This is a genomic window from Microbacterium alcoholitolerans (genome assembly GCF_050408615.1).
Classification (GTDB): domain Bacteria; phylum Actinomycetota; class Actinomycetes; order Actinomycetales; family Microbacteriaceae; genus Microbacterium.
This window is the reverse complement of sequence record NZ_JBNTKD010000001.1, coordinates 2,194,410-2,219,801: the sequence shown is the minus strand read 5'-3', so window position 1 is coordinate 2,219,801 and position 25,392 is coordinate 2,194,410. Positions and strand designations below refer to the sequence as shown.

The 25,392-nt window shown below is 68.0% G+C and carries 23 protein-coding genes; 6 read left to right on the top strand and 17 right to left on the bottom strand.

Annotated elements, in window-relative coordinates:
• Window positions 1-135 precede the first annotated feature (135 nt).
• Genes ACQUSX_RS10630 through ACQUSX_RS10590 form a run of 9 tightly spaced genes read right to left on the bottom strand, consistent with a single transcriptional unit; the run spans window position 136 to window position 7,746 of the window.
• Window positions 136-1,119, bottom strand: a complete 984-nt coding sequence (locus ACQUSX_RS10630; protein WP_428906900.1) for a nucleoside hydrolase — start codon at window positions 1,117-1,119, stop codon at window positions 136-138.
• Window positions 1,120-1,172: 53 nt separating this feature from the next.
• Window positions 1,173-1,898, bottom strand: a complete 726-nt coding sequence (locus tag ACQUSX_RS10625; RefSeq protein WP_428906899.1) for a substrate-binding domain-containing protein — start codon at window positions 1,896-1,898, stop codon at window positions 1,173-1,175.
• On the bottom strand, window positions 1,895-2,539 hold the full coding sequence (locus tag ACQUSX_RS10620; protein ID WP_428906898.1) for a class II aldolase/adducin family protein: 645 nt from the start codon (window positions 2,537-2,539) through the stop codon (window positions 1,895-1,897). Before ACQUSX_RS10620 ends, ACQUSX_RS10625 begins: the two co-directional genes overlap by 4 nt.
• Complete coding sequence (gene otnK / locus ACQUSX_RS10615; protein ID WP_428906897.1) at window positions 2,536-3,768, bottom strand: 3-oxo-tetronate kinase; 1,233 nt, start codon at window positions 3,766-3,768, stop codon at window positions 2,536-2,538. Before otnK ends, ACQUSX_RS10620 begins: the two co-directional genes overlap by 4 nt.
• Window positions 3,765-4,433 (bottom strand): hypothetical protein, encoded by a 669-nt coding sequence (locus tag ACQUSX_RS10610; protein WP_428906896.1) that lies wholly within the window; start codon window positions 4,431-4,433, stop codon window positions 3,765-3,767. Before ACQUSX_RS10610 ends, otnK begins: the two co-directional genes overlap by 4 nt.
• Complete coding sequence (locus ACQUSX_RS10605; protein ID WP_428906895.1) at window positions 4,430-5,236, bottom strand: hydroxypyruvate isomerase family protein; 807 nt, start codon at window positions 5,234-5,236, stop codon at window positions 4,430-4,432. Before ACQUSX_RS10605 ends, ACQUSX_RS10610 begins: the two co-directional genes overlap by 4 nt.
• Entirely contained in the window at window positions 5,233-6,213 is a 981-nt protein-coding gene (locus tag ACQUSX_RS10600) for a phosphoglycerate dehydrogenase (protein ID WP_428906894.1), read from the bottom strand. Before ACQUSX_RS10600 ends, ACQUSX_RS10605 begins: the two co-directional genes overlap by 4 nt.
• Complete coding sequence (locus tag ACQUSX_RS10595; RefSeq protein WP_428906893.1) at window positions 6,210-6,998, bottom strand: NAD-dependent epimerase/dehydratase family protein; 789 nt, start codon at window positions 6,996-6,998, stop codon at window positions 6,210-6,212. The genes ACQUSX_RS10600 and ACQUSX_RS10595 overlap by 4 nt, the downstream gene beginning before the upstream one ends.
• Before the next feature lie 19 nt (window positions 6,999-7,017).
• The gene (locus ACQUSX_RS10590) at window positions 7,018-7,746 is read right to left on the bottom strand and encodes an MBL fold metallo-hydrolase (protein ID WP_428906892.1); all 729 of its coding nucleotides are present in this window, start codon (window positions 7,744-7,746) and stop codon (window positions 7,018-7,020) included.
• Window positions 7,747-7,860: 114 nt separating this feature from the next.
• Here ACQUSX_RS10590 and ACQUSX_RS10585 point away from each other — a divergent pair, with 114 nt between their 5' ends.
• The 3 genes from ACQUSX_RS10585 to mgtE all read left to right on the top strand — a co-directional run bounded on the left by ACQUSX_RS10585 (window position 7,861) and on the right by mgtE (window position 10,721).
• Complete coding sequence (locus ACQUSX_RS10585; protein WP_428906891.1) at window positions 7,861-8,451, top strand: DUF1097 domain-containing protein; 591 nt, start codon at window positions 7,861-7,863, stop codon at window positions 8,449-8,451.
• Entirely contained in the window at window positions 8,448-9,113 is a 666-nt protein-coding gene (locus ACQUSX_RS10580; RefSeq protein WP_428906890.1) for a GntR family transcriptional regulator, read from the top strand. Before ACQUSX_RS10585 ends, ACQUSX_RS10580 begins: the two co-directional genes overlap by 4 nt.
• Window positions 9,114-9,362: 249 nt before the next feature.
• Window positions 9,363-10,721, top strand: a complete 1,359-nt coding sequence (gene mgtE, locus ACQUSX_RS10575; RefSeq protein ID WP_428906889.1) for a magnesium transporter — start codon at window positions 9,363-9,365, stop codon at window positions 10,719-10,721.
• 26 nt (window positions 10,722-10,747) lie between these two features.
• On the opposite strand, the gene ACQUSX_RS10570 is transcribed toward mgtE, so the two are convergent.
• From ACQUSX_RS10570 to ACQUSX_RS10550, 5 genes are all read right to left on the bottom strand, one after another.
• Window positions 10,748-11,188, bottom strand: coding sequence for a heat shock protein transcriptional repressor HspR (locus ACQUSX_RS10570; protein WP_428906888.1), 441 nt, complete (start codon window positions 11,186-11,188; stop codon window positions 10,748-10,750).
• A 145-nt stretch (window positions 11,189-11,333) separates the two neighbouring features.
• Window positions 11,334-12,320 carry a DnaJ C-terminal domain-containing protein gene (locus tag ACQUSX_RS10565; RefSeq protein ID WP_428906887.1) on the bottom strand — a complete coding sequence of 329 codons (987 nt, stop codon included), beginning with the start codon at window positions 12,318-12,320 and terminating at the stop codon, window positions 11,334-11,336.
• A gap of 7 nt (window positions 12,321-12,327) precedes the next feature.
• The gene (locus ACQUSX_RS10560; protein ID WP_428906886.1) at window positions 12,328-12,984 is read right to left on the bottom strand and encodes a nucleotide exchange factor GrpE; all 657 of its coding nucleotides are present in this window, start codon (window positions 12,982-12,984) and stop codon (window positions 12,328-12,330) included.
• Window positions 12,985-12,986: 2 nt separating this feature from the next.
• The gene (gene dnaK, locus ACQUSX_RS10555) at window positions 12,987-14,852 is read right to left on the bottom strand and encodes a molecular chaperone DnaK (RefSeq protein ID WP_428906885.1); all 1,866 of its coding nucleotides are present in this window, start codon (window positions 14,850-14,852) and stop codon (window positions 12,987-12,989) included.
• A gap of 127 nt (window positions 14,853-14,979) precedes the next feature.
• Complete coding sequence (locus tag ACQUSX_RS10550) at window positions 14,980-15,480, bottom strand: Lrp/AsnC family transcriptional regulator (RefSeq protein WP_428906884.1); 501 nt, start codon at window positions 15,478-15,480, stop codon at window positions 14,980-14,982.
• A gap of 105 nt (window positions 15,481-15,585) precedes the next feature.
• Here ACQUSX_RS10550 and ACQUSX_RS10545 point away from each other — a divergent pair, with 105 nt between their 5' ends.
• Window positions 15,586-17,934, top strand: a complete 2,349-nt coding sequence (locus tag ACQUSX_RS10545; RefSeq protein WP_428906883.1) for a transketolase-like TK C-terminal-containing protein — start codon at window positions 15,586-15,588, stop codon at window positions 17,932-17,934.
• A gap of 193 nt (window positions 17,935-18,127) precedes the next feature.
• Here the strand turns inward: ACQUSX_RS10545 and ACQUSX_RS10540 are convergent, their stop codons facing one another.
• The 3 genes from ACQUSX_RS10540 to ACQUSX_RS10530 all read right to left on the bottom strand — a co-directional run bounded on the left by ACQUSX_RS10540 (window position 18,128) and on the right by ACQUSX_RS10530 (window position 23,177).
• A complete protein-coding gene (locus tag ACQUSX_RS10540; protein ID WP_428906882.1) occupies window positions 18,128-21,859 on the bottom strand; it encodes an alpha-L-fucosidase in 3,732 nt (1,243 codons plus the stop codon).
• Between the two features lie 219 nt (window positions 21,860-22,078).
• Window positions 22,079-22,645 carry an ATP-dependent endonuclease gene (locus ACQUSX_RS10535; RefSeq protein ID WP_428906881.1) on the bottom strand — a complete coding sequence of 189 codons (567 nt, stop codon included), beginning with the start codon at window positions 22,643-22,645 and terminating at the stop codon, window positions 22,079-22,081.
• Between the two features lie 70 nt (window positions 22,646-22,715).
• Window positions 22,716-23,177, bottom strand: a complete 462-nt coding sequence (locus ACQUSX_RS10530; RefSeq protein ID WP_428906880.1) for a DUF3817 domain-containing protein — start codon at window positions 23,175-23,177, stop codon at window positions 22,716-22,718.
• Between the two features lie 213 nt (window positions 23,178-23,390).
• Between ACQUSX_RS10530 and ACQUSX_RS10525 the strand changes: the two genes are divergently transcribed.
• Together ACQUSX_RS10525 and ACQUSX_RS10520 are read left to right on the top strand one after the other, a co-directional pair.
• A complete protein-coding gene (locus ACQUSX_RS10525; protein ID WP_428906879.1) occupies window positions 23,391-23,633 on the top strand; it encodes a hypothetical protein in 243 nt (80 codons plus the stop codon).
• A 128-nt stretch (window positions 23,634-23,761) separates the two neighbouring features.
• The gene (locus tag ACQUSX_RS10520) at window positions 23,762-25,384 is read left to right on the top strand and encodes a helix-turn-helix transcriptional regulator (RefSeq protein ID WP_428906878.1); all 1,623 of its coding nucleotides are present in this window, start codon (window positions 23,762-23,764) and stop codon (window positions 25,382-25,384) included.
• Window positions 25,385-25,392: the final 8 nt, after the last annotated feature.

Here is a 25,392-nt window from a genome sequence, read left to right as displayed (position 1 = left end):
ACCCACATCTTGGATTCTAGACATCTCTGAAGAGCTCCTTCGCTCTGTATTGAGGGGCAAACGGGAGGGTTATCGAATACTATAGTCAGTACTATACGATTATTCCAGCATGTTGCACGGATGATCTCCGCACGATCACCACGGGAGCGGACGGCGCAGCACGCCCTCAATCATGTCGAGGACACCCGCGAAATCCATATCGAAGATGATCCGATGCAACGGGCGCCTCTCGTCCGGCTCTGGATGCACTCCGGCCAGATAGCGCTCGCCGTTCTGCGGATCATCGAAGGTCTGCAGCGGCCGCTGCACCGAGCCGGCGACCAGATCGGGGCGAAGCAGCGTCGCGACAGCGAGGCTGTCATTGATGCCCATCACACGAGCATCGGCGGGGCGACCGTATGAGCGCGAGTAGAAGCCGGCATAGTCCTTGCTGATCTTCGTGATCAACTCAGCGGGCGCATGTCCCGTCGACGAGGCGATCTCGAGGAAGAACGCCTCGGGCACCAGCGCCTGCCGTGTCACGTAGGGGCCGCACCAGGTCACGTCGCCCGCACACGCCGCGACACGCTGAGCGGCATCGATGTCGAACGAGACGTTGGGGTCGCGCGACACGCGGAACCGCCGATCGGCCCACGGCTCGGTGTCGCCGTATAGGGCAGGACCGAGCGTTCCCACGATCGTCGTGCTTCGGAGCTTCTGCAGCAGCAGCGGCTCAGATTCCAGTGCCCTGGCAAGGTTGGTCTGCGGCCCGAGAGCGAGGTAGTCGATCTCGTTCGGATGCCGGGCGACCAGGTCGAGGATCACATCGACTCCATCGGGCTCGGTCGGCACCGACGTCTCGGGACGCAGTCCGGTGTTGCCAAAGCCATCGTCACCGTGGACGCCCGATGAGAGCCGCAGCTCCTGCAGCAGCGGTTGATCGCTGCCGCGGTACACCGGCACATCCTGACGACCGCACGTATCGAGCACATAGCGCGCGTTGTCCGCCGCGCGGTCACCGTGGCAGTTCCCGAAGACACTCACGACAGCGAGGATCTGCACGTCGGGGTCTGCCGCCAGCAGCATCAGCGCGAGGGCATCATCGACGCCCGTATCCGTATCGACTATGACTTTCCGCATCATCACTCCTTCTGGGGTGGATCACCGCGGTACGGCGATCTCGAATCGTTCGTTCAGCCGCGGACGGCCTGGGGTCTCGGCGCGCTCAGTCCGACGGCAGCGTAGGCCTCGGCGGCGCGGTCTCCCGAGAGCTGATCGGCGAAGCGCCGCGCTGATTCGGAAGCACCGGGGCGCACTCCCACCGCGAAGCGCGCATAGGACTGCAGCTCGTGCGGAATCGGCTCGACGACGTGGTCTCCGGGCACGGAGCGCAGTTCGCTGATCTGCTGTATAGCCACTTGCGCGCGCCCGTCTACAACGGCCTCGGCCGTCAGCCCTGTGGCAAAGCGCACGGCGCTCTGATCGATGCGCTCGAGCAGATCAAGTGCACGCATCGTGTCGGCGAAATGCAATCCGCTCGCGCCCGACAGCGAATACGCGACAGCGGGTGCTCCGAGCACGTAGTCGAGGAACGCGCGCACCGAGTCGTCGATGGGGCCGGGGTCCTGCGGCATCCGAGCGAATCCCACGGCCGACACGGCGATCTCGGTGACGGTCAGCGGGTCGAGGACGCCTCGCTCCCCCAACTCTCGCACGGCCGCAGCGACGCCGAGGAACAGATCGGGACGTTCACCGGCCGCGATGCGCTCAAGCAGGACGGTCGTCGGCTCGAAGACGGTCTCGACCCGGGTGCCGCTCTCCCGTTCGAATTCGGGGGCGAGAGTCGTGACGATCGGCTCACGGACGACGAGTCCGCTGTAGAGCGAGATCGGCGCCGGAGAAATCGGCGGGGTGGTCATGGGCGGGGTGTCCTTCCCTCGGCGACGCGAGTTGCGAACGCGGCCAGCATGTCGGGGGTGAGCGGGGCCGTGCGATGCCCGCTCGTGATGAAGTGCACCTGCGCGGTGTGCTCGAGCTCCTCGAGCGCATCCAGCGCGGAATCGAGATCGGCGCCAGCTACGACGGGGCCGTGATTGCGCAGCAGCAGCGCATGGCTGCATTCGGCCGCCGTCGAGACCGCTGCCGTGGCCGCCGGGTCTCCCGGGGCGAAGTACGGCAGCACAGTGAGCCTGCCTATCCGCATGCCGTAGTACGCGGTCAGGGGAGGCAGCGGGTCTTCTTCGTCGAGTTCCGCCAGGCATGACAGCGCAGCCGAGTAGACGGAGTGCGTGTGCACGACGGCGCGGAGGTCTGGACGGGCTCGCAGCATCGCCACGTGCAGGAAAGCCTCCTTCGTAGGCGCAGGGCCGTCGAGATGGGTGCCGTCCGGGCCGAGTACCGACAGCTGCTCCCGCTCGATCTCGCCGAGGCTCACCCCGGTCGGGGTCACGAGGATCCGTCCGCCATCGCGGACCGCGAGGTTGCCGGTGCGTCCGTGCGTCAGCCTGCGCGCGTGCACGGAGTGCGCCACGCGCGCGATCTGGTCTCTCGCATCGGTCATCGTTCGCCTCCGGCAAGGGCGACGTCGACGAAGAGGTCGGGTCCGCCGAAGTTTCCTGATTTCAGTGCGAGGTGAAGGTCCTGCCGGGTGTCGTGGATCCAGGGGACACCCGTTGCCACCTCCTCGCCGACGACGGCGGTGTGCGTCCCAAGCGCCTTCACGACCTGACCAGAGGTCTCGCCACCCGCGATGAGCATGCGCCGCAGCCCTCGCTCGGCCAGCCCACGGGCGACCAGTCCGGCTGTCTCCTCATACAGTGCCCCGACGCCGGGCATTCCGGCGGCGCGTTCTTCGGCGGGCTGCGAGGAGTAGATCAGCGCCGAGCTGCCGTCGGGCAGTCGATCCCACCATGCGAGCGCGTCGGCGGCCAGGCCCTCGGCAGTGCTCTGATCGTCGGCGACGAGCGGGAACGATTCGCCGCCGGCCTTCTGGAAACGGTCGATCTGCTCGAGCGTGCGCCGCGAGCAGCTTCCGGCGATCAGCGCCGTGCGCCCCTCTCCGGGTGTCGACAGTGGACGACCGGATGCCGGGATGCGGCGCGCGAGAGCGCCGATGAGCCCCGCAGACCCGGCGACGAGCACGGCATCGTGCAAGGCTGCGGCGATGCTGTCGAGATCGCCCTCGGCGACGGCATCCGCGATCAAGTGCCGCACGCCCGCCTCAGCCGCCTCGCGGATCCTGGCGTCGACCGCGGATGCTCCGCGGTGCACGGTCTGCAGGCTGAGGACGTCGATCGTCCCGCCGACCTGCGGGCCGAGCAGCCTGGGCACCGACGAATCGTGCATGGGAGTGATCGGATGATGGCGCATATGCGTCTCGTGCAAAGGGTCCGAGCCGACGAAAAGGTGCCCTTGATAGACGGTGCGGCCATGCAACGGCGATGCCGGGGTCGTGACGATGAGGCGTTCATTCAGGCGTTCGGCCAGCGCTTCGGTCACCGGACCGATGTTTCCCTCTGCGGTGGAGTCGAAGGTCGAGCAGTACTTCAGGTAGAAGCGTTCTGCTCCCGCAAGTTCGAGCGCGTCGAGGGCAGCGAGACTCTGTGACACGGCGTCATGCGGAGCGATCGACCTGGTCTTCAGTCCGATCACCACGGCATCCGCGTCAGCCGCGTCGGCCACGAGCGGCGCTCCCGCGTCAAGCACGAGCACGGTGCGCAGCCCTGCACGGCTCAGCGCGGCCGCCACGTCTGTCGCGCCGGTGACGTCGTCCGCGATCACGCCGATCATGCGACATCTCCCGGTATGGCCGCCGCGAGCCGGCGCGCGGCGGCTGCCGGCCCGTCGAGCACAGGCTGCTGGAGCCGCTCGGCGAGCGCCGACGCCGCGGGCGCGAGAGAGTACTGCGCGAGCACCACGACGTCGTGATCGCCCGGTGCCGCGGTGATCGCCTCGAGGAGCGCGCTCACGAGCTCGTCGACGGCGAGCGGCTTGGCCGCCGAAGGCACGACGAGACGATTCAGCTCCGGCGACTGTCCAGCGGTCTCGAAAGCCGCGAGCAGGCGATCACCGCTGTCGGCTGCCGCAGACTCGAGCGATGCGACCAGAAGCAGCTTCGCGGGCCGCATCATCACGACCTCGTCGAACAGCGGACCGTCAGCGGAGAGCACGGCGACGCCATCAGCGACCGCGTCGCGAACCTCGGCCCTGCTCCCATACTGCGAGCAGGTGAGCAGCACGCCATCGGCTCCGTCAGCGAGCGCCGATTCGATCATGCGGTCCATCCGCGCGGCCAGTCGCTCGCTTATCCCGCCGTCGAGCTGCGCATCGGCGAGCAATCGGTCGTCGAGCAGGTTCCATACCGTGCCGTCGGGGAACGCCGTGCGGACGGCGGTCGCTGCCGGTTCGATCGCCAGTGGCGTGGCGCTGATCACGGCGATCCGGGGAGTGTTCATCGTGTGATCCTCTCAATCCATGACAGGCCCGCCTCGGTGCCGGCGACGGGTCCGTACTCGCATCCGATCCAGCCGGAATAGCCACTCGCCGCGATGCGGGCGAGGACCCGCTCGTAGGCGATCTCTCCGGTTCCGGGCTCTCCGCGCCCGGGATTGTCGGCGATCTGAACGTGACCGATGTGACGGCGCAGGCTCTCGAACCTCTCGATGAGGTTTCCTCGGTCGACCTGGGCGTGGTAGACGTCGAACAGAACACCGACGACATCAGGGTCGACGGCCTCGGCGACCGCTGCGGCGGCCTCCATCGACGCGAGTCCGTAACGGGGCTGATCGCGCTTGTTGATGGCCTCGAGCACGAGACGGATACCGGTGCCATGAGCCTGCTCGGCCGCCCACGCGACATTCGCCACGTAGCCGGCGAACGCACGATCCGCATCGACGCCCTCCGGGCGCAGCCCCGCCATCACATGCACCACGGGAACGTCCAGTGCCGTGGCGTACTCGAGCGCCTTGGTCACGCCGGCGCGAAACTCATCCCCCGCCGCAGGCACGAACCCGGCTCCCATGACCGTGTCGGAGCCCGCGGGACCGGCGGGAGTGTTGATCAGCGCGATTCGCACACCGGCATCCCTCGCGAGCTCGCCGATCCGGTCTGCCGGCAGGGCGTACGGAGAGGCGAACTCGACTGCCGTGAAGCCCGATGTGGCGGCCGCGTCGAAACGTTCCTCGAAAGACAGTTCGGTATACATCCACTTGAGGTTCGCCGCGAATCGCAGCTGACCGGCGTCCGTGTCGATGATCATGCCGGCACCACCGCATGTCCGGGATTGACCACGTGTTGCGGGGCATCCGCCCCGGTCAGCACCCCGATCACATTCGCCGCAGCCATCCGGCCGGATTCGCTGCGCGCCTCGCGCGTCGCACCAGCGACGTGTGTCGTGGCGACGATCCCCGGCGTACGCAGCAGCGGACTGTCTTTGGGCAGCGGCTCGACGGCGAAGACGTCCAGTGCGGCGCCGCCGATGACTCCCTCTCGGACAGCGTCGACGAGCGCCACCTCATCGACGATGCCACCGCGTGCGGTATTGATCAGAATGGCGTCGTTCTTCATCATGGCGAGCTTCTCGGCACCGATCAGGCCTCGCGTCGAGTCGTCGAGGAAGAGGTGGAGGCTGACGAAGTCAGCGTCGATCAGCAACTCGTCGAGGGTCACCCGACGGATGCCCTGCTGCTCGGCGAACGCCGCGTCGAAATACGGATCGTAGGCGATCACCGTCATGCCGAATCCGGCGGCGATGAGGGCGACGGCCTTGCCGATCGAGCCGAGCCCGAGGATCCCGAGTGTGGCGCCCCGCAGTTCCCGACCGGTCGGCTGCTGCCACGTGCCGGCGTCGAGGTTGCGGATGCTGTCGGGAACGCGTCGCGCAGCCGCGAGCATGAGCGTGAACACGTGCTCTGCAACGGCCTGACGGTTGGCCCCGGCGGTGACGCACACCGGGATACCGCGTTCCGATGCCGCAGCGACATCGACGCTGTCGTAGCCGACTCCGGTTCGCACGATGATCTGCAGGTCTGCCGCGGCCCCGATGTCGGCCGCAGTCAGTGGCCGCGTGCCGGCGATGATCGCGCGGGTCGCTGCGAGCGCATGCTGCCGATCCGCATCGTCTAGCCGATCGAGTTGGGGTTCATGGCGAGTGGTCAGCCCTGCGGCGCGCAGGCTGCGATCGACCTCATCGCCGGGATGCAGAAACGCGGTCGTGATGAGAACGTCGGCATTCACCAGATTCCCCCTTCGTAGTCAACGGCGGTGAATCCGCCACCGTGGAAGGCGGCAGTCGGCGCGGAGCGGTCGACGTTCTCGGCGTGCTCTGCGGCGTCGTCCCGCGGCACGAACCCGATCGCATCCCAGCCGACGGCGGAATTCCACCACTGCTCGGAATTGGCCGAGACTCCGTACACCACCTGGCATCCGACCGGTCCGCTCTCGATGGAGCACCGCGTGAGCTCAACGGCATCCGGCCAGCTCAGCCACAGTGCGAGCTGGCGCGTGTCCTCGGGCGCCGGACGCATCGTGCCGATCCGCAGAAGTACCGATTCGATCCCCCATTTGTCGTGGTACAGGCTGGCCAGCGCCTCGCCGAACGCCTTCGAGACCCCGTAGTAAGTGTCCGGGCGCAGCGGCGCGCTCTCATCGAGCACCTCGTCAGCGGGGTGAAATCCGATCACGTGGTTGGAACTCGCGTAGACGACGCGACGGACACCCGCTCGTCGAGCCGCTTCGTACACGTGGTAGGTGCCGTCGATGTTCGCGGCGCGGATCTGTTCGTAGGGCGCCTCGTCCGCGATGCCGCCGAGGTGCACGATGACGTCGGCGCCCGCTGCGGCCGCTGTCAGGCCCGCAAGGTCGGACAGGTCGCCGATCACGACCTCCTCGCCGGGGTGCAGCGGCTCGTCGGGTGAGCTCCGCGCATAGAGCACCACCCGGTCGTAACGGCCCGCCAGACCCTCGCGGATCACGCGTCCCATGCGACCGGTACCTCCGGTGTACAGCACTGTGGTCATCATCGTCCTTCCTGCGCAGCGATCAGCCGATGCTGCGATCCTGTTCGCCGATCACTCCATCAGCGAAGTAGCCGATCCCTGCTCGCTGCGGACGCATGCGCCGCACCTCTCCGTCACTGAGAGCCAGCGCGACGTCATGGCCTGGCAACAGCACGCCCGAGGTGTCGGTCAGCAAAGAGCGCAGCCGGTCGATCGTGGCGATGCTCTGACGCTCGTCGAGCGTGGAGTCCACGCGCAGGGTGGTGAGTTCGTAGATGTTCTTCACCGAGTCGCCGGCGAAGACGGCAGGCGTATCGATGCGGTCCGAGAAGAAGGCGAGATGGTGGGGCGTGTGCCCCCCGGCATCCAATGCATGGATGCCGGGGAGCACCTCCCGGCCGGGCATTATCCTCTCCACACGGTCCCGCTGCAGGAGTTCGCGCACATGCAGATCGGGAATGAAGGGCGTGCCGGCCGGCTGCTCCGCGGCCCAGGCGAGTTCACGCTCGCCCACCCACGTGACCGCGTTCGGGAACATCGTGAAGTTCGCGACATGATCCCAGTGCATATGCGTGAGCAGCACGTCGGTGATGTCATCCGCGGTCAAGCCGAGTCGCTCGAGACCCAAGTGGATGAGCGGGATATACGACGGCGGACCGACGTCGATGAGCGCTCGGCGCACACCGTCATCCAGCAGCCAGACGGTGCTCCACCCGAAAGCGCCGTGCGACGAGGACTTGCCTGGGAATCCCTCGACCAGGGGTTGTGCCATGTACATGTCCATCAGGTTCTCACCGCCGCTCCGTCATACATCATCAACTCCGAAACTAATACTATTCGCTATAGTATAGGAAATCAAGGAGGTTCTCTCTTGCCTGGAACGCGCATGAGCTCACCGTCCGTCACGGCTGCGGAAGCGGTCGACAGCGGGGCACGGCGCCGGCCGATGCCACCCGAGTTGTCCGCCACGATCCTCGCTGTCGCGGCGGTCCTCGTCGGCGGAATCCTGGGTATGCCCGTATACGGAGTGTTCCTCGGCTGGGCGGCCGCCTCGCTGGCGCGCAGAGGCGGGATACCTTCACGGGTCGTGCTCCTCTGCCTTGCCGCCGGCGGCGTGCTCGGCGCTGCGACGCTCGCCGCCACCGCGGTGGTGGCTCCCCTGCTCGGCCCCAACGCGCCCGAGTGGCTGAGCGCGGTGCTGTCCCTCGCCGTCGCGAACCCGATTCTCATCCTTCTCGGGCGCCTGCGTGCGTTCGCCGCCGTGCCGGCGATGTTCATCGGCTTCTCGACACTCCTCGCCGTTCATCTCGGGAGCACGCATGAACTCACCGACGGTCTTCTCGGAGCACTGCTGGTGGCGAGCGCGACGAACCTTGCGGGGGTGGGAGTCAACTGGCTCGGCGAGCGCATGACGCGGCTCCACGGGCCCTCCGGCTCCCCGGGGGCCCCGCCCCGTGACTCTAGACTGAAGCCATGATCGAGCCGACAGCGACCAGGAGGCCGATCGCCGACCAGATGTACGATCTGCTGCTGCAGCAGTTCATGTCCGGCGATCGCGCGGCAGGGCAGAGCCTCAACATCGGAGCCCTCTCACGTGAGCTCGACGTGAGCCAGACGCCGCTGCGCGAAGCTCTGGCCCGGCTCGAGCACACCGGCCTGGTCGAGCGCGAAGCGCTGCGCGGCTACCGGGTCGCGCCGATGATGACCCGCACCGAGGTGCAGCAGCTGATGGAGGCGAGGCTGCTCATCGAACCCGAGCTGGCCGAGCAGGCGGCGTTGCGCAAAACCGACGCGTTCCTGCGAACCCTGAAGGAGACCGTCGACGACTTTCACCGCTCAGCCGAAGCCGCCGACGTCGAGACCGAGCGCTTCGACCTCTACTGGCGATCGGATGACCGTTTCCACATGGCCATCGCTGCGCAGGCGGGCAACCGATTCCTCGAGATGGCGTACGCCGCCCTGGGCGGGCAGATCCAGCGATTCCGGCTGTTCTCGAAGTTCGGCCGCACGGGTGCGCGACTGGCCGCGCCCGAGCACACCACGATCTACGACGCGATCGCCGCGGGAGACGGTGCCGCCGCCGCCGAGGCGATGCGCGCGCACGTCACCGGGGCCACTCAGCGCCTGCTCGGGGACTGACCAGCTCTGGCCCCACCGCCCCGCGCGGCGGCCTCCCCGTCATCCGCTCAGCCGCAGCGGCTACAGTTGACGCGTGTGCGGGAACGCGCACACGCACGCGAGAGCCAGGAAGTGGAGGTGGTTCATCATGTCCGGTGACAGTCATAGTCGCAGACGACTCCCTCTTTCCACTTCCGCACCGCTCGGCTGAGCGACGCCTCATCGGAGTGCGTCTGCCGCCAGGCGCGGTGCCTTCCCGTAAGGCATGCCATGACTCCCAAGCAGCTGCAACACATCTCCGACGTCGCCGACGCGATCGAGCAGTCCCTCTCCCGCGGTGACCTCGCGGCGGCATCGGCCGCTCTCACTCCGATGCCCGTGCCCGAGATCGTCGAGCTGCTCGGGCGCCTGAGCATCGCCGACGGCGCTGTCGTCTACCGGTTGCTGGCGAAGACCGGGGCGCTCGAGGTGTTCGAGGCACTGCCGCCGGGCATGCAGAGCGACCTCATCCAGGCCCTGCAGGATGCGGAGGTCACCCGCCTGTTCGCCGAGATGGATCCCGACGACCGCGTCTGGCTGATCGACGAGCTGCCGGCATCCGTCGCGCCCCGTCTGCTGCGCGGGCTCTCGTCGCGGGAGCGCGAGCTGACGGCATCCGTCCTTGGCTATCCCGAGAACGCGATCGGGCGCCGCATGAGCCCTGAGATCTTCACCACCCACCCGCAGTCCACCGTCGGCGAGACCATGCGCCGCGTGCGCGCGAACCTCGATCACGCCGAGACCGTCTACACGCTGCCGGTCACCGACGCAGGGCGGCGGGTCGTCGGCGTCGTCAGCCTGCGTGACCTGCTCGCCGCCGACGATGGCAGCCGCGTCGCTGCCCTCATGCACGAGGCGCACGTGGCGAACGCCGATGAGGACGCCGAAGCCGCCGCGCGCCGCACGACCGATCTCGGCCTGCTCGCCCTGCCCATCGTCGACAGCGAGGAGCGCCTCGTCGGCATCCTCACCATCGACGACGCCGCGCGCATCCTCAAGCAGGAGGAGAGCGAGGATGCCGCCCGCCAGGGCGGTGTGGAGCCGCTGCGGCGTTCGTACCTGTCGACGCCCATCCGCCGCCTGGTGCGCTCCCGCGTGGTCTGGCTGCTGGTGCTCGCCGTCGGCGCGACGCTCACGGTGCAGGTGCTCGACACGTTCGAGGCGACACTGGCGCAGATGACCGTGCTGGCTCTGTTCGTGCCGCTGCTGATCGGCACGGGCGGCAACACCGGCAATCAGGCGGCCACGACGGTGACGCGTTCGCTCGCACTCGGCGAGATCGCCCCGCGCGATGTGCGCAAGGTGCTCTCCCGCGAGATCCGGGTGGGGCTGTCGCTCGGGCTGCTGCTCGGGCTGCTGGGGTTCGGTATCGCCGGTCTGGTCTACGACTGGCACATCGGCCTGGTGATCGGGCTGACCCTCACGGCGGTGTGCACGGTGGCGGCATCCATCGGCGGCATCATGCCGCTCGCTGCGCGCGCGATCAAGGTCGACCCGGCCGTGTTCTCGAACCCGTTCATCACGACGTTCGTCGACGCGACGGGCCTGATCATCTACTTCCTGATCGCGAAAGCCGTGCTCGGCATCTGACCGTCGGCCCGGTCAACTCCGGTCGGTCAACTCCGGTCGGTCGGCTCGTCGTCGCGGCGGGCGCGCGGATGCCAGAGCACGACCTCCGTCGAACGGCGGATCCGCCGGCCCGACCCGACCGGGACGATCGAGCCGGTCGCCCCGGCGGCGAACACGCGCACGCCAGGGCGGTTCTCCCGCTCGGCGCGCAGCGCGCCCTCGAGCTCCACGACGCGGCGCCGCAGCATCCGCACCTCGTCCTCCAGATCGAGCAGACGGGCGATGGCTGGCAGGCTCATCCCCTCGCTCGAGAGCTGGGCGACCTCGCGAAGCTGCTCGATGTCGCGCACCGAGTAGCGCCGCGAGCCGCCGCGGGTGCGGCCGGGCACCACCAGGCCGATGCGGTCGTACTGCCGCAGGGTCTGGGGGTGCATTCCGGCCAGCTCCGCGGCGACGGCGATCGCGAAGACGGGTGCGTCAGCAGCCATCTCGGGCACCCTCATCACCACCCTCCCGGCGCTCCGCGCTCGACCGAGAACAGGACATCCTGCGAGAACAGGACGGATTCGCGTGAATCATCCTGTTCTCGGCGAATCTCCTGTTCCGGAAGACGCAGTGCGGAGCGGATCATGATCAGGCCTTCGCCTTCGCCATCATCTCGGCGCGCGGGTTCTCGTTCGGCTCGACGGCGTGGAACGCCTCGAGCGCCGCGCGGGCCGCATCGTCGAGATGCGTCGGCACCGCGACCTGCAGCTCGGCGAGAAGATCACCGGTCCCCTTCGAGGATGCGATGCCCCGACCCTTCACGCGCAGCACTCGCCCGGAGGGCGTGCCGGGCGCGACGCGCAGCTTGACCGTGTCGCCGCCGAGCGTAGGCACCTCGATGGTGGCTCCGAGGGTCGCCTCGGTGAACGTCACCGGCACCGTCAGGCGCAGGTTGAGTCCGTCGCGGGTGAACACCGGATGCTGTCGCACCTTCACCTGCACGACGATGTCGCCTGGCTCACCGCCGTCCGGCGAGGGACGACCGCGGCCGCGCAGGCGGATCTTCTGCCCGTCCGCGACGCCGGCGGGCACCTTCACCTTGAACGGCTTGCCGTCTTCGGCCTGCAGGGTGATGGTCTCGCCCTGCGCGGCGGTGACGAAGTCGAGCGTCGTGCGCGCCGTGACGTCGGCGCCCTTCTGCGGCCCGCCGAACCCGCGGTATCCGCCGGTCGGCTGACCGAAGCGGCCAGAGCCGAACGATCCACCGCCGCCGCCCTGCGAGAACATCGAGAAGATGTCGTCGAAGTCGGCCTGCCGGCCGCCGCCCTGCCCGAATCGGCTGAAGACGTCCTCGAACCCGCCCGATGCGCCTGAGCCGGGTGCAGTGAAGCGCGCACCCGAGCCCATCGCGCGGATCTCGTCGTACTCGCGGCGCTGTTCGGCGTCGCTGAGCACGCTGTACGCCTCGCTGACCTCTTTGAACTTCGCCTCGGCCTTGGCATCACCCTGATTCGAGTCGGGGTGATACTTCCGCGCGAGCTTGCGATACGTCTTCTTGAGGTCGGCGTCGGAGACGTCTTTCGTGACGCCGAGCGTCTTGTAGAAATCCTTGTCGAACCAGTCCTGGCTAGCCACTGATCACCTACTCTGCGGGTACGGCGACGACGACCTTCGCCGGACGCAGCTCGACGTCGCCGAGCCGGTAGCCGACCTCGACCACTTCGAGGATCGTCGACGCGGTCGCGCCGGGAGTGGGCTGCTGGAAGATCGCCTCGTGGTGCTGAGGGTCGAACTCCTCGCCCGCGGCTCCGTAGGCGACCACGCCGAGGCGCTCGACCACGGTGCGCACCTTCTCGGCGATGACCGAGAATGCCGAGCCGTCGACCAGATCACCGTGCTGCTGAGCGCGGTCGAGGTCGTCGAGCACCGGCAGCAGGCCCTTGGCGGCCTCGCCCTTCGCCCGAGCGATCTCGAGGTGACGCTGCTCCTCGGTGCGCCGGCGGTAATTCGCGTACTCGGCCTGCAGTCGCTTGAGGTCGTTGAGCAAGTCGCGCTCGGCATCCGCGATTCCGGCGCCGTCAGCATCCTCGAGCGTTGCCTCTTCGGTCTGCATGGCGGCCAGGATGTCCTCGACCGTGAGGTCGTCATCCGACCCCTCGGCCGCCGCCGCGTCAGCGGCCGCGGGCTGAGATGCGGCATCCGGGTTCACCTGCGGCTCGGGGCCGGATGCCGCAGCATCCGACCCCGCACCGTCAGCGTGAACCTCGGCGTTGTCGTCGTCGAAGTTCTTGTCCGTCATGGTTACTTCTTGTCCTCATCCTCGTCGTCGACGACCTCGGCGTCGATGACGTCCTCCTCAGCGGAAGCGTCGTCGGCCGGGGCTTCGCCGTCGGTCGGAGCGCCGGCTGCGGCATCCGCCTGACCCTGCGCGTAGATCGCCTCGCCGAGCTTGCCCTGCGACTCGTTCAGCTTGTCGAACGCGGTCTTGACCGCGTCGTCGTCCTCGCCGGCGAGAGCCGTCTTCAGGGCGTCGACGTCAGCCTGCACGTCGGTCTTGACGTCCTCGGGCAGCTTGTCCTCGTTCTCCTTGATCAGCTTCTCGATCGAGTAGGCGAGGGTCTCGGCCTGGTTGCGGACCTCAGCGGCCTCGCGGCGCTTCTTGTCGTCGGCGGCGTTCTCCTCCGCCTCGCGCACCATGCGGTCGATGTCCTCCTTCGACAGCGACGAGCCGCCGGTGATCGTCATCGACTGCTCCTTGCCGGTGCCCTTGTCCTTCGCGGACACGTGCACGATGCCGTTGGCGTCGATGTCGAAGGTCACCTCGACCTGCGGGATGCCACGGGGAGCCGGCGCGATGCCGGTGAGCTCGAAGGTGCCGAGCGGCTTGTTGTCGCGGGTGAACTCGCGCTCGCCCTGGAAGACCTGGATCGCCACAGACGGCTGGTTGTCGTCGGCAGTGGTGAAGGTCTCGCTGCGCTTGGTCGGGATCGCGGTGTTGCGGTCGATGAGCTTGGTCATCATGCCGCCCTTGGTCTCGATGCCGAGGCTCAGCGGGGTGACGTCGATGAGCAGGACGTCCTTGCGCTCGCCCTTCAGCACACCGGCCTGCAGTGCGGCGCCGACCGCGACGACCTCATCCGGGTTGACGCCCTTGTTGGCGTCCTTGCCGGTCTCGCGCTTGACGAGCTCGGCGACAGAGGGCATACGGGTCGATCCGCCGACGAGAACGATGTGGTCGATCTCGCTGACCTTGATGCCGGCCTCGCGGATGACATCCTCGAACGGCTTCTTGGTGCGGTCGAGCAGGTCCTTGGTGAGGTCCTCGAACTTCGCGCGGGTGAGCGTCTCGGACAGCGAGACGGGGCCCGACTCGGTCAGCGACAGGTACGGCAGGTTGATGCTCGTGCTCGTCGAGGACGAGAGCTCCTTCTTCGCCTGCTCGGCGGCCTCCTTGAGGCGCTGCAGCGCGATCTTGTCACCCGAGACGTCGACGCCGGTGGTCTCCTTGAACTGCTTGATCAGGTAGTCCACGACGCGCTGGTCCCAGTCGTCGCCGCCGAGGCGGTTGTCACCGGAGGTGGCGCGCACCTGGATGGTCGAGAAGTCGTCGTCCTTGCCCACCTCGAGCAGAGAGACGTCGAAGGTTCCGCCACCGAGGTCGAAGACGAGGATGAGCTCGTCTTCCTTGCCCTTGTCGAGGCCGTACGCGAGAGCGGCGGCGGTCGGCTCGTTGATGATGCGCAGGACGTTCAGGCCCGCGATCTCGCCGGCCTCCTTGGTGGCCTGGCGCTCAGCGTCGTTGAAGTACGCGGGGACGGTGATGACAGCATCCGTCACGGTGTCACCGAGGTACGACTCGGCGTCGCGCTTCAGCTTCTGGAGGATGCGCGCGGAGATCTCCTGCGGCGTCCACTTCTTGCCGTCGACGTCGAACGACCAGTCGGTGCCCATGTGGCGCTTGACCGACGAGATCGTGCGGTCGACGTTGGTGACGGCCTGGCGCTTCGCGGTCTCGCCGACGAGCACCTCGCCATCCTTGGTGAATGCGACCACCGACGGGGTGGTGCGGAAGCCCTCGGCGTTGGCGATGACCTTGGGCTCGCCACCCTCGAGGACGCTGACGACGGAGTTCGTCGTTCCGAGGTCGATTCCGACAGCACGTGCCATGTGTTTCTCCTTAATGGGTGAGAGTCTGCGGGACGACTCGCGGAACCCGTCAAGGGAAACCTGAGTCGTGATGACTCAAGTGTAAACGCACGATCGGATGCTGTCAAGAAAGTTGATATGGGGTGGCTCAACTTTGAGCTTTGCGGCGCACTACATCCTTCTCGCTGTCATCGACGAGCTGGGCAGCGCGATACGGCACCAGCTCGCGCATGACCAGGCCGGTCTCGGTGCGGACGACGCCGGGGATGTCGAGGATGGCCCCTGCGACGCGGTACAGGTCGTCGGTGTCGCGGGCGACGATGAGGATGATGAGGTCGGCTCCGCCCGCAACGCCGCTCACCTCGAGCACTTCGGGGATGGATGCCAGCGCTTCGCCGACCGCATCGAGTTCGCGCTGGATGACCGTCGTGGTCACGTAGGCGCGCAGCGGGAATCCAAGGAACGCCGGCGCGATCCGGTGCTCGAACGGGAGCAGCGCCGGCTCGGTCTCGTAGCGGTTCAAGCGGGTGCGCACGGTGTTGCGTGCGAGTCCCGTGCGCTCTGAGATCTGCACGCCGGTCGCGGTGGGGTCGTCGATGAGTGTTCGGAGGATGGCACGATCCGCGGCGTCGGCTGTCTGCTTCACCATGTTGGTCAGATTAGCAGTGCGGCTTCACCCCGATTTGCGCATCCTGATCAATCTCAGATCGCAGTTTGCGCTCCACGTTTATCAGGGTGATACTCAGCGGCACGAATGAACAACCGCTCGACGAGGAGGCGCGACGTGGACGCGACACTGACGGCAGATCGCACCTGCACGCTGGAGACGCTGCATGCCATCGAGAACAAAGTGCTCTGGCTCGCCACCGCGATGGTCCACCACGCGAACAAGGTCCGTCCGAACGAGACCGGCGTCAAGGTCGGCGGTCATCAGGCGTCAAGCGCGTCGATGGTGACGATCATGACCGAGCTGTGGCTTGAGCAGCTGCAGCCGGGCGATCGCGTCGCCGTCAAGCCGCATGCCTCTCCGGTGCTGCACGCCATCGAGTTCCTTCTCGGCACACTCGATGAGAAGTGGATGACGACACTGCGGCAGTTCGGCGGTCTGCAGAGCTATCCCAGCCGCCGCAAGGATCCGGTGCCCGCGGACTTCTCGACCGGCTCGGTGGGCATCGGCGCGACGGCTCCCATCTGGGCGGCGGTCTCGCGCCGGTTCGTGAACTCGATGTCCGGCACCGCCGGCCGCGGTCGGCAGTACTCGCTGGTGGGCGACGCGGAGCTCGACGAGGGTGCGATCTGGGAGGCCGTGCTCGACCCGTCCGTGCAGGAGCTCGGCGAGATCGTCTGGATCGTCGATCTGAATCGCCAGTCTCTCGACCGCGTGGTGCCCAAGACCGCTGCCGAGCGCATCCAGCGACTGTTCGAGGCCGCGGGCTGGCAGGTGCTGACCGTGAAGTTCGGCGCTCTGCTGGAGGATCTGTTCGCTCGCCCGGGCGGCGACGCCCTGCGTCAGCGCATCGTCGACATGCCCAACGCCGAGTACCAGCGCCTGCTGCGCTGCTCGGCCGCGGAGGTGCGCGATCGGATGCCCGGAAGCGGCCCGCACGCGCAGGCGATCAGCTCCCTGCTGTCGACGCTCGACGACCAGACGGTCCTGGCCGCGGTGCGCAACCTGGGCGGCCACGACCTGGAGGCGCTGCGCGCCGCGTTCGCCGCGATCGACGACACCCGGCCGACCGTCATCATCGCGTACACCGTCAAGGGGCGCGGCCTGCCGATCGAGGGGCACCCGCAGAACCACTCGTCGCTGCTGAGCATCGAGCAGTTCGACGCCCTGGCAGAGCGGCTCGGCGAGGATCCCTCCGCGCCGTGGCGTGCGTTCCCCGAAGGCAGCGGGCCGGCACGTGCGTGTGCGGACGCCGCCGCCCGGCTGGTGCGCGAGCCGGTGCTCGCGGCCACTCTGCCGGCTGCCCCGCAGGATCTCGGGCGAACGCCGCGCAATACAGCGACCACGCAGGCCGCGGTCGGGCGGATGCTGGTCGACCTCACCCGCGTAGCGCCCGAGGTGGCGCGACGCGTCGTGACCGTGAGCCCGGACGTGAGCTCGAGCACGAACCTCGCCGGCTGGATCAACAAGGTCGGCGTGTGGGCACCTGCCGAGCGTCCGAACTGGTTCAGCGACGACGCCGAGACGATGCTGCACTGGCAGGAGCGTCCTGATGGGCAGCACATCGAGCTGGGCATCGCGGAGGTGAATCTGGTCTCGCTGCTGGGCGAGCTCGGGGCGACGTGGAGCCGCTGGGGCGAGCCGCTCATCCCGATCGGCACGATCTACGACCCCTTCGTCGAGCGAGCGCTGGAGCCGTGGTCGTACGGCATGTACGCGGGCGGGCAGTCGATCCTGATCGGCACGCCCTCCGGCGTGAGCCTCGCGCCGGAGGGCGGCGCGCACCAGTCGATCAAGACCCCGAGCATCGGCCTGGAGCAGCCCGAGTGCGTCGCCTACGAGCCGGCTTTCGTACTCGACGTCGAGTGGACGCTGCTCGACGTGATGCGCCAGATCGGGCGCGAGGGCGGGCGCTCCGCGTACTTCCGGCTCTCCACCCGGCCCGTGGATCAGACGCTCGCACAGGTTCCGGAGGATCCGGCCGCCAGGGAGCGGCGTCGTCGTCAGGCGGTCGCGGGCGGCTACTTCCTCCGACGCACCGAGAACCCGAGCGTGACGCTGGTCGGGATGGGCGCGATGATCCCCGAGGTGATCAGCGCGCACGAGCGCCTTGCCGGCATCGGGATCGAATCCGACGTCATCTGCATCACGAGCCCCGGGCTGATCTTCGAGGCGCTGCAGGCGAGCCGGCGCGAAGGCGTCAGCGCCGACTCGTGGATCCTCGATCAGATCTTCCCGCATGAGCGTGCGCGCCCGATGGTCACCGTGCTGGACGGTCACCCGCACACTCTGGCGTTCCTCGCGACGGTGCACTCGGTGCCCTCGGTGGCTCTGGGGGTCAGCAGCTTCGGTCAGTCGGGAGACATCGACGAGGTGTACCGCCACCACGGAATCGACGCCGACAGCATCATCCGCGCGGCGCTCGACCTGACCTGACGCCGCCCCGGGTATCCACTTCGGCATCCCTGTGCCGGATTACTGACGTGCCGGGCCAGGCACGGCGCGCCGCCCGCCCGACACGCCGCGTGGGCACAACGGCGCCCGTTATCCGGCACAAGATCGGATGCTGAAAGCGATGCGACCCGGGAAGCAGGGTCTTCCCGGGTCGCATCGACGTGCTCTCAGCCGATCAGCTCAGCCGGCGCTTCCGCGCCCACAGCAGTCCGCCGAGGGTCATCAGCACCAGTCCGCCGGCTGCGATCGATGCCCACAGAGTCGCATCCGCACCGGTCACGGCCAGCTCGTCACCAGCATCCGACGAGTCGCTCGAGCCGGAACCGTCACCGGGACCCGTGCCACCGCCGTCACCATCGCCGTCACCATCGCCATCACCATCGCCGGGCGCGGCTGTCACGGTCAGATCCGCAGCAGCCAGCTCCGCACCCTCAGCATCGGTCGCCACCACCCGGTGGTCTCCAGCCTCGGTATCCGCCGGGATCGTCACGGTCACCCGCGCCGATCCGTCAGCATCCACCACCACGTCATCCAGCTTGACCGGCTCCGAATGCAGCCACAGTTGCACTTCAGCATCCGCCGCGAAACCACTCAGGTCCACCGACACCTGCTCACCGGCCACAACACTCGACGCACCCAGCTCCAACTGCGCCTCCGCGACAGGAGCGGACGGCAGGTCGAGCTGCCAGCCCTGTGCCTCCAGGTGCTCGAAGACCTCGCGCGCGCTGCGGTCGCCGAAGGTGGGCGCGGGGCCGTCGCCGTAGACGTCGACGACGATCGGCTCCTCGTCCGTGCCGTAGCCCCAGAACGGGGTGTCGGAGTCGGCGCAGGCGGTGCCAGCACGAAGGTGCACAGCGGCCCCTGGCGCGAGCTCGGTCTCGCGGAACTGCTCGAGCGACGAGAACGGGCGGGCCTTCGAGCCGTCACCGGCACGCTCGGCGCTGCAGTCGACCCAGACCTCCGAAAGGCGGCCCGGGTCCTGCGCGAGCGTCGGGTGAAGGGCCAGCTTCGCCAGCGCGAACGGTGCGCGCGCCGAGTCGATCACGACACGGAACCGCTGAGCCGTGGTGGCTGCGTCGAGAGTGACGATCCGGCTGACGCCGATCGTTCCGGCACCGCCGACACTCTTCCATTCGCCATCGATCTCGGCCTCGATGTGGAATTCATCCACCGTCTGCCCGGCCACGTCGACGCCCTCCGCGATCGTCACGCGGTTCACCGTGCGGGGCTCGCCGAGGTCGATCGTGAACGTTCCAGTCTTCTCCTCGCTGCTCCACGCGGTGCGCCGGCTGCCGTCGGTGAGCGCGTCGGTCGCGCCATTCGGGCTCTCGACGGGAACGCCGATCGCCAGGTCGACGCCGAACGCCTTGCGCTGCTCGGCGGCGAACGACTCCAGGGCCGAGACCGATGAGGGAGCGAACGACCCGTCGGTCGTGGGTGGGGTGTTCAGCAGCATGACGGAGTTGCGGCCCACCGTGTTCAGGTAGTGGTTCAGCAGTGTCGGCCCGCTCTTGGGCGCGTCGTTCGGGTGCGCGAACCATCCCTGGGTGAGCTTCATGTCGGATTCCGTGGGCCACCAGTGCAGGGCATCCGCCCCGCCCCGCGCACCGGCGACGAGCTGTTCGGCCGAACCGACCTGCTCGAAGGAGCCGCCGGCCACGACGCCGATCTTTCCGCCGTCCTCGGGCACCTTCACAGCCATCGGCGCCCACTCGTTCTGCCGCGCGGTGCCGTGCTCGTTGCCGACCCAGCGCACATCGTTACCACCGACAGCGACCACGGCGTTCGGCTGCAGCTTGCCGATCAGGTCGTAGAAGGCCGGGTAGTCGAACAGTTCCTGCTTCTCGGTGTTGCCGGCCGCGCCGTCGAACCAGACCTCATCGATCTGCCCGTACTGGGTGAGGATCTCGTACAGCGAGTTCAGGAAGTACGCGCCATAGTCTGTGGCGTCGTAGGTGAAGGTGGGCAGGTCCTTGCCGGCACGGTCGTCGTCCTCGACCAGGGTCGGGATCGTGCGCTCAGACTTCGCGCTGCCGTTGCCGAAGCGCCCGTCGATCTCTTCGTGCGAGTCGGCCGGCGACATGTACAGGCCGACCTGCATGCCGTACTTGCGGGCGGCATCGGTGAACTCGCGCACGATGTCGCCCTTGCCGTCCTTCCACGGGGTGGCAGCGATGTCGTAGTCGGTGTACCGCGAGGGGTAGAGCACGAACCCGTCGTGATGCTTCAGCGTGAGGATCGCCATGCGGTGGCCCGAGTCGCGCAGCGTCTTCATCCAGCCGTCGACGTCGACCGCACCGGTCGGGTCGAACCGCGCCGGGTCCTCGGTGCCGTGGCCCCATTCCTGGTTGTAGAAGGTGTTGATGCCGAAGTGCACGAATCCGGTCAGGCCCAGCTCCTGCCAGCGCAGCTGCTGGTCGGTCGGGCGCACCAGCGCCGACTTGGCAAGGATGTTCTCGGCGCAATCGTCGGCCGAGACGCTGACGTAGTTCGCCGGTTCGATGTCGCCCAGCTCGGTGCAGGGGATCACCGGCTTGAGCTGCTGGAACTGGAACGACGCGTTCACGAACGGCTCGGTGAGCAGCGCGAAGCGTGCGCGATCGATCTTCCCGATGAACGCCCGGCCGCCGATGACGGCGATCTCGTTGCCGAACGATGCTGTGGTCGTGGCGGCGGCGTTCCGGATGGAACGTTCGGGTGCGGTCACCTTGGGCAGTTCCACGCCATCGAGCCACGCGATGACGTCGGCGCCGCCGCCATCGATCGGCTGGTAGGCCACCGAGAGCACGTGCGCTTCGCCCGTGGCGGGCACTGCCGTCGCGGCCATGTGATCGACCCACTCGCCCGACTCGTTCGAGCTGAACCCGTACTGCAGTCCGTCGGCGCGATAGCGCACCGAGAAGTTGCCCCCGACGGCAATGAGCGTCGCGAGGTCCTTCTGGGCGGAGTCGGCGGTGAACTCCACCTCGGCGGCGAAGCCCTCAGCCAGGGTCGGCCCGTCGAAGACCTCATCGGATGCTGTGAAGTCGGCCGCCTGCGCGGAGCCGGCGAGCACGAGCTCGCCGGACGCGACTGTTGCGCCGCTTCGCAGCGCGAGCGCGCCCTCTACGATCTCTCCCGTTGCAGGGGCGTAATCTGCGCCGGAGACCGTCCCCGAGAAGCCGGTGTTGAGCAGCGTGGTCGTCACCGGCTGCGGCTGGAAGGTGTTCTGGTCCGGGTCGTAAGCCGTGAGGCCGGCCGCGACGCGGACACGGTGCAGCAGACCGCTGTAGCCGCGGTCTCCGCCTGCGGGGTGGACGTCGTTGCCGAATCCGAGCGAGGCGTCTGCGGCTGCATTGATCGCCGCCGGGGCGGCTGCCACGACAGGCGTGAGCGCGACTCCGTCGAGCGAGACGTGCAGCTCGGCGCCGTCACCGACGTGGATGTACTGCACCGAGATCTCGTGGCGCGTGGACGCCGACGGCGCGGGAGCCGTGCGTCGGTTCTTCTGCCAGGAGCCGTCCGACTGCGAGTCGAACCCGTAGACCAACTCGCCGCCCTCGATGCGCACGAACAGATTGCCGCCGGCGGCGAAGAGCGTCGCCATCTCGGTCTGAGAGGCGGATGCCGTGATCGAGAGCTCTGCAGCGAAGCCCGAAGTCGCATCAGGCTCGGCGAGCGAGAATCCGGACGCGTCGTACCGGATGCCCTGAGTGCCGCCGCCGAGAACCACGCCGCCGCCCGGTTGCTGCTCTTCGGCGCCGTTCATGCGATGCACGACACCGCGCATCGTCTCGCCCTCGACCGTGGTGTACGCCGTGGTGCCGACGAGCGACCCCGCGAACGCGATGTCGAGTTCATCGGATGCCGCAGATGCTGCGACACCCGGAACCAGGGCGCCGGCGAGGATCATCGTCGTCGTGGCCATGGCGACGCCGACGCGCCGTATCGATCGAGTGGAGGCGGACAGTGAATGAGGACGTCTGCGTGCACGCATGCCTTAGCTCCATTGCTGAAAAGGACAGATCGGTGCGACGCTAGCAGACCTCCGATGTATAGACAACGCTTCTGTCGAAATTCGGCCCGCGACCCGCCAGCGGCCTCGAATTGCTCGGGTGTTCGACCGTTCTGCGGCACCGCCCGACCCTCATCCATTCCGCGCAGCGTCGAGCAGTCGGGTCAGCGGCACCGGCATCCGATCGAGCGGGACGACTTCGATGACGTCGGCTGCGAAACGCGTCTTCCTCCCGGCGGCCGTGCCGGCGAACCGGTGCAGCTGGTCCTCTATGCTTCGGATCCGCTGCGCGGGCTGTCGCTGGAACATCCGGAAACGGGCGAGCTCGCCGCGTGACGAAAGCGTCTCGAGCACGAGATCGGATCCGGCCGCGCGGATCACCTCCTCCTCCAAGTCGCGGTCGCAGCCGAAGAATCCCGCGGCACCGAGATCGTCACCTTGAAGCATCCCGAGGTCACGCAGCACGCCGGTCACGTAGCGCCCTTCGGCGGCGTCGAACAGGCCGAGCGCCCGCGCACCTGTGCCGCATAACGCCGTCAACCGTGTGCGCAGATTGGTGATGCCCTTCAGTTCCACGAGGTCGAGGCCGTCAAGCACGACATCACTCCGGCGAGCAAGCGCCTCGAACGCAAGACGGTCACTGCCGCCCTCGAACAGCACGGCAGTGCGTCGCAACGACCCCACGCCTGCGCCCGGCATGGCTCGACCCTAGCGCGGTGTCTGATCCTGGCATCCGCCGTTCCGGATAACCTGGGCCGGCGCTCGGCGCTCACTTGCCGCCGGGAGGACCCAGGATCAGCAGCACGGTGTACAGCGCGACGATGGCGACGGCGATGAGCGCGCCCAGCACCCATGGACGCAGCAGGAACCAGCGCATGGTGCGGTCGTACCAGGTGCGATCGCGCGGGTCGTCGGTCTCGGTGAGACGCCACTCGCCGACCAGCCGGCCCGTGCGGTGCAGCCAGATCTCGGCCGGAATGGTTGCAAAGGGCACGATGGCGCTGGCGATCGCGGTGATGGCCACCCCGACGTGCCAGCGCTGGTTGAACGCCACCAGCACCGCCATCGCCCCATAAGAGAGGAACACGAAGCCGTGGATGCCACCGGCGATCGTGACCAGCAGCGGCGTCGCTCCGACGGCGCGGGCGATGAGGGCGCTGATCAGCAGCGTCCAGGTGATCGCCTCGGCGATCGCGAGCACGCGATACAGGCGAGCGGGCTTGGTGAACACGTCTTCTCCTCGGGTCGTTCCGCTTCCACGCTAGGCGACGCGACCTATCCATCCGCCGGGGCTGCGGGCGGATCCGCGGTTCTCCGTCGAAAGATCAATCAAAAGGTGGATCGGCGACACAGCGGTCGACAGCGGTATCCACGGGCCGATCGAGCGGTACCATCGCTTGGCGCGTTGCCCGGCGCGCCACGTCCAACGGAGCACACCCTGCCCATGACCGAACCCGTTTCACCGCCGCCGGTCCGGCGGTCCACGCACGTCGACGTCGGTGCCGACGAGGCCGGAACCCCGCTTGTCAGCGGGTCCGACACCGTTGCGGCTGCGCCGGTGGCATCCGAGGACGAACCGACGCGTGGCAAGCGCAAGCCGGCGGTCATCGCCATGGCCATCGCCATCGCCACGCTGCTCGCGGGCCTCGGATTCGTGGGCACCAGCATCCTGACGAACGCGCTCTGAGTCGCCGTCTGCGTCGCCCGACTCAGTTCACCGCGGTTCCCGCAGCACGCCATACGCACGGCGACCTCGTCCGCCCAATGCGGCACCCGGTAATCTGGACACTGCGCCGGGGGGGAAAGAGCAGGATCATGACCACCGTGTCGCCACGAGATTCTTCGATCAACGGCGGCGTCCTTCCCGACGCGCCCGTCCCCGAGATCGACCGTTCATGCGTGTCGCGCCTCGCGAAGGCGGTGGAGATCGCCGACTATGCGGCAGCCGAAGAGATCGCCCGCGACAGCTGGTTCGACCTGGCGCTGAGCCTGCGCCACGGCGTGGCCGAGGCTCTTGAGCCCATTCCCGCGAACGAGCTCCGCGGCCGCCCCCTGCTGCTGATGATGCTCGGCATGGCGTACAACGTCACCCCGCAGCAGCGCGCGAAGGGCCTCCGGTACTTCGTCGCGGCCGTGTTCGCCGCACGGTCGATGCGCGGACGGGTCAGGATGACCGATCGGGTTCTGCTGCTGGCCTCCGAGAGCGCCGCTTTCCGAGTGATCGGCCGCACCGGCCTGAGCGTCAGGGCGGCACGGAGCGCATTGGGCGCCTTGGAGGCTCTGCCTGCAGTGGAGCGCGGCAGCATCCCGGCCCTGCCGCGGATCTATGCGCACCTCGGAACGAGCCTGTACTACGGCGGACGAGTAGCCGAAGCGCTGAGCTGCTTCGAGCGCGGGCTCGCCGAGTCCCCCACGCAGGGCTACCCTCTCGGATTCACCAATGTCGCCATGCTCGCCGGCATTCATGCGCTGGCCGGAGATGTTCACGAGGCCGAGGCCTACCTCCAGAGCGCCCGCGGTGAGCCATGGACCGACGTTCAGCGCTCCTGGTATTCCGGAACGTTCTACCGCATCGCCGAGGCGATCGTCGCGCTTGAGCGCTTCGATACCGCGACGGCTCGTGCGCATCTGGATGCGATGAGGCACGATCGGCGCACGATCGAGCACTGGCGTGCCATCTCGGCGACTGAAGCCCTCGTCGCACTTGTCGATGGACGCGCGGCTGCGGGATTGGTCGGGATGGATGCCTTCGCGAAGCTGCGCGGTGAGGAGGGACGTCGACCTGCGACAGTATCGAGCCTGGCCGGGGTTCGCTCGCTCCTGCAGCTCGCTCTGGGAAGCACGGCGGCCGCGGCGACCGTGCTTCGCAGCATCGATCGCGGCGAGGCGGAACGGTACGCGGGAGCGGCGCGAATCGCTCTCGCTCGCGGGGAGCACGGTGCTGCCCTGCATGATTCCCGCGTCGCTGCCGAGCGCGCGTGCTCATCGCGCACCCTCGCCGAAGCAGCCGCGATCGAGGCGGCGGCCACCTTGCGCGTCGAGGGAAGCAGGCGGCGCAGACCCGCCATCGAGCATCTGGCCGAACTCCTGCTGAGCACCGGGATGCGGCTCCCCGTCACGATGCTGCCGCCCGCGGACTACGCGGCGGTCTGCGCGGAGCTGACCCGCTTCGGGTACGACGAACTGCGGCAGGAGCTGCCGGAGCGGCCGATTCTGACGTTCGACGCTCCAGAGGCGGTGCTGACCGAGGCCGAGCTGACGGTGCTCGATGCGATGCGCAGGCACCCTTCGATCACATCCATCGCGGGCGATCTGCGACTGTCGGTCAACACCGTGAAATCCCACAGGCGCAACATCTACCGGAAGCTCCAGGTGAATACTCGGGATGCGGCGGTCGCCGTGGGGCTGGATCGCCAGCTTCTGATTTCGACGGAGTGAGCGTGAGC

Bases quoted from the DNA above. Each gene is read 5' to 3' on its own strand.
- ACQUSX_RS10630 (WP_428906900.1), bottom strand. From the start codon at position 1,119: ATGCGGAAAGTCATAGTCGATACGGATACGGGCGTCGATGATGCCCTC.
- ACQUSX_RS10625 (WP_428906899.1), bottom strand. From the start codon at position 1,898: ATGACCACCCCGCCGATTTCTCCGGCGCCGATCTCGCTCTACAGCGGA.
- ACQUSX_RS10620 (WP_428906898.1), bottom strand. From the start codon at position 2,539: ATGACCGATGCGAGAGACCAGATCGCGCGCGTGGCGCACTCCGTGCAC.
- otnK (WP_428906897.1), bottom strand. From the start codon at position 3,768: ATGATCGGCGTGATCGCGGACGACGTCACCGGCGCGACAGACGTGGCG.
- ACQUSX_RS10610 (WP_428906896.1), bottom strand. From the start codon at position 4,433: ATGAACACTCCCCGGATCGCCGTGATCAGCGCCACGCCACTGGCGATC.
- ACQUSX_RS10605 (WP_428906895.1), bottom strand. From the start codon at position 5,236: ATGATCATCGACACGGACGCCGGTCAGCTGCGATTCGCGGCGAACCTC.
- ACQUSX_RS10595 (WP_428906893.1), bottom strand. From the start codon at position 6,998: ATGATGACCACAGTGCTGTACACCGGAGGTACCGGTCGCATGGGACGC.
- ACQUSX_RS10590 (WP_428906892.1), bottom strand. From the start codon at position 7,746: ATGGCACAACCCCTGGTCGAGGGATTCCCAGGCAAGTCCTCGTCGCAC.
- ACQUSX_RS10585 (WP_428906891.1), top strand. From the start codon at position 7,861: ATGAGCTCACCGTCCGTCACGGCTGCGGAAGCGGTCGACAGCGGGGCA.
- ACQUSX_RS10580 (WP_428906890.1), top strand. From the start codon at position 8,448: ATGATCGAGCCGACAGCGACCAGGAGGCCGATCGCCGACCAGATGTAC.
- mgtE (WP_428906889.1), top strand. From the start codon at position 9,363: ATGACTCCCAAGCAGCTGCAACACATCTCCGACGTCGCCGACGCGATC.
- ACQUSX_RS10570 (WP_428906888.1), bottom strand. From the start codon at position 11,188: ATGGCTGCTGACGCACCCGTCTTCGCGATCGCCGTCGCCGCGGAGCTG.
- ACQUSX_RS10560 (WP_428906886.1), bottom strand. From the start codon at position 12,984: ATGACGGACAAGAACTTCGACGACGACAACGCCGAGGTTCACGCTGAC.
- dnaK (WP_428906885.1), bottom strand. From the start codon at position 14,852: ATGGCACGTGCTGTCGGAATCGACCTCGGAACGACGAACTCCGTCGTC.
- ACQUSX_RS10550 (WP_428906884.1), bottom strand. From the start codon at position 15,480: ATGGTGAAGCAGACAGCCGACGCCGCGGATCGTGCCATCCTCCGAACA.
- ACQUSX_RS10545 (WP_428906883.1), top strand. From the start codon at position 15,586: ATGAACAACCGCTCGACGAGGAGGCGCGACGTGGACGCGACACTGACG.
- ACQUSX_RS10540 (WP_428906882.1), bottom strand. From the start codon at position 21,859: ATGGCCACGACGACGATGATCCTCGCCGGCGCCCTGGTTCCGGGTGTC.
- ACQUSX_RS10535 (WP_428906881.1), bottom strand. From the start codon at position 22,645: ATGCCGGGCGCAGGCGTGGGGTCGTTGCGACGCACTGCCGTGCTGTTC.
- ACQUSX_RS10525 (WP_428906879.1), top strand. From the start codon at position 23,391: ATGACCGAACCCGTTTCACCGCCGCCGGTCCGGCGGTCCACGCACGTC.
- ACQUSX_RS10520 (WP_428906878.1), top strand. From the start codon at position 23,762: ATGACCACCGTGTCGCCACGAGATTCTTCGATCAACGGCGGCGTCCTT.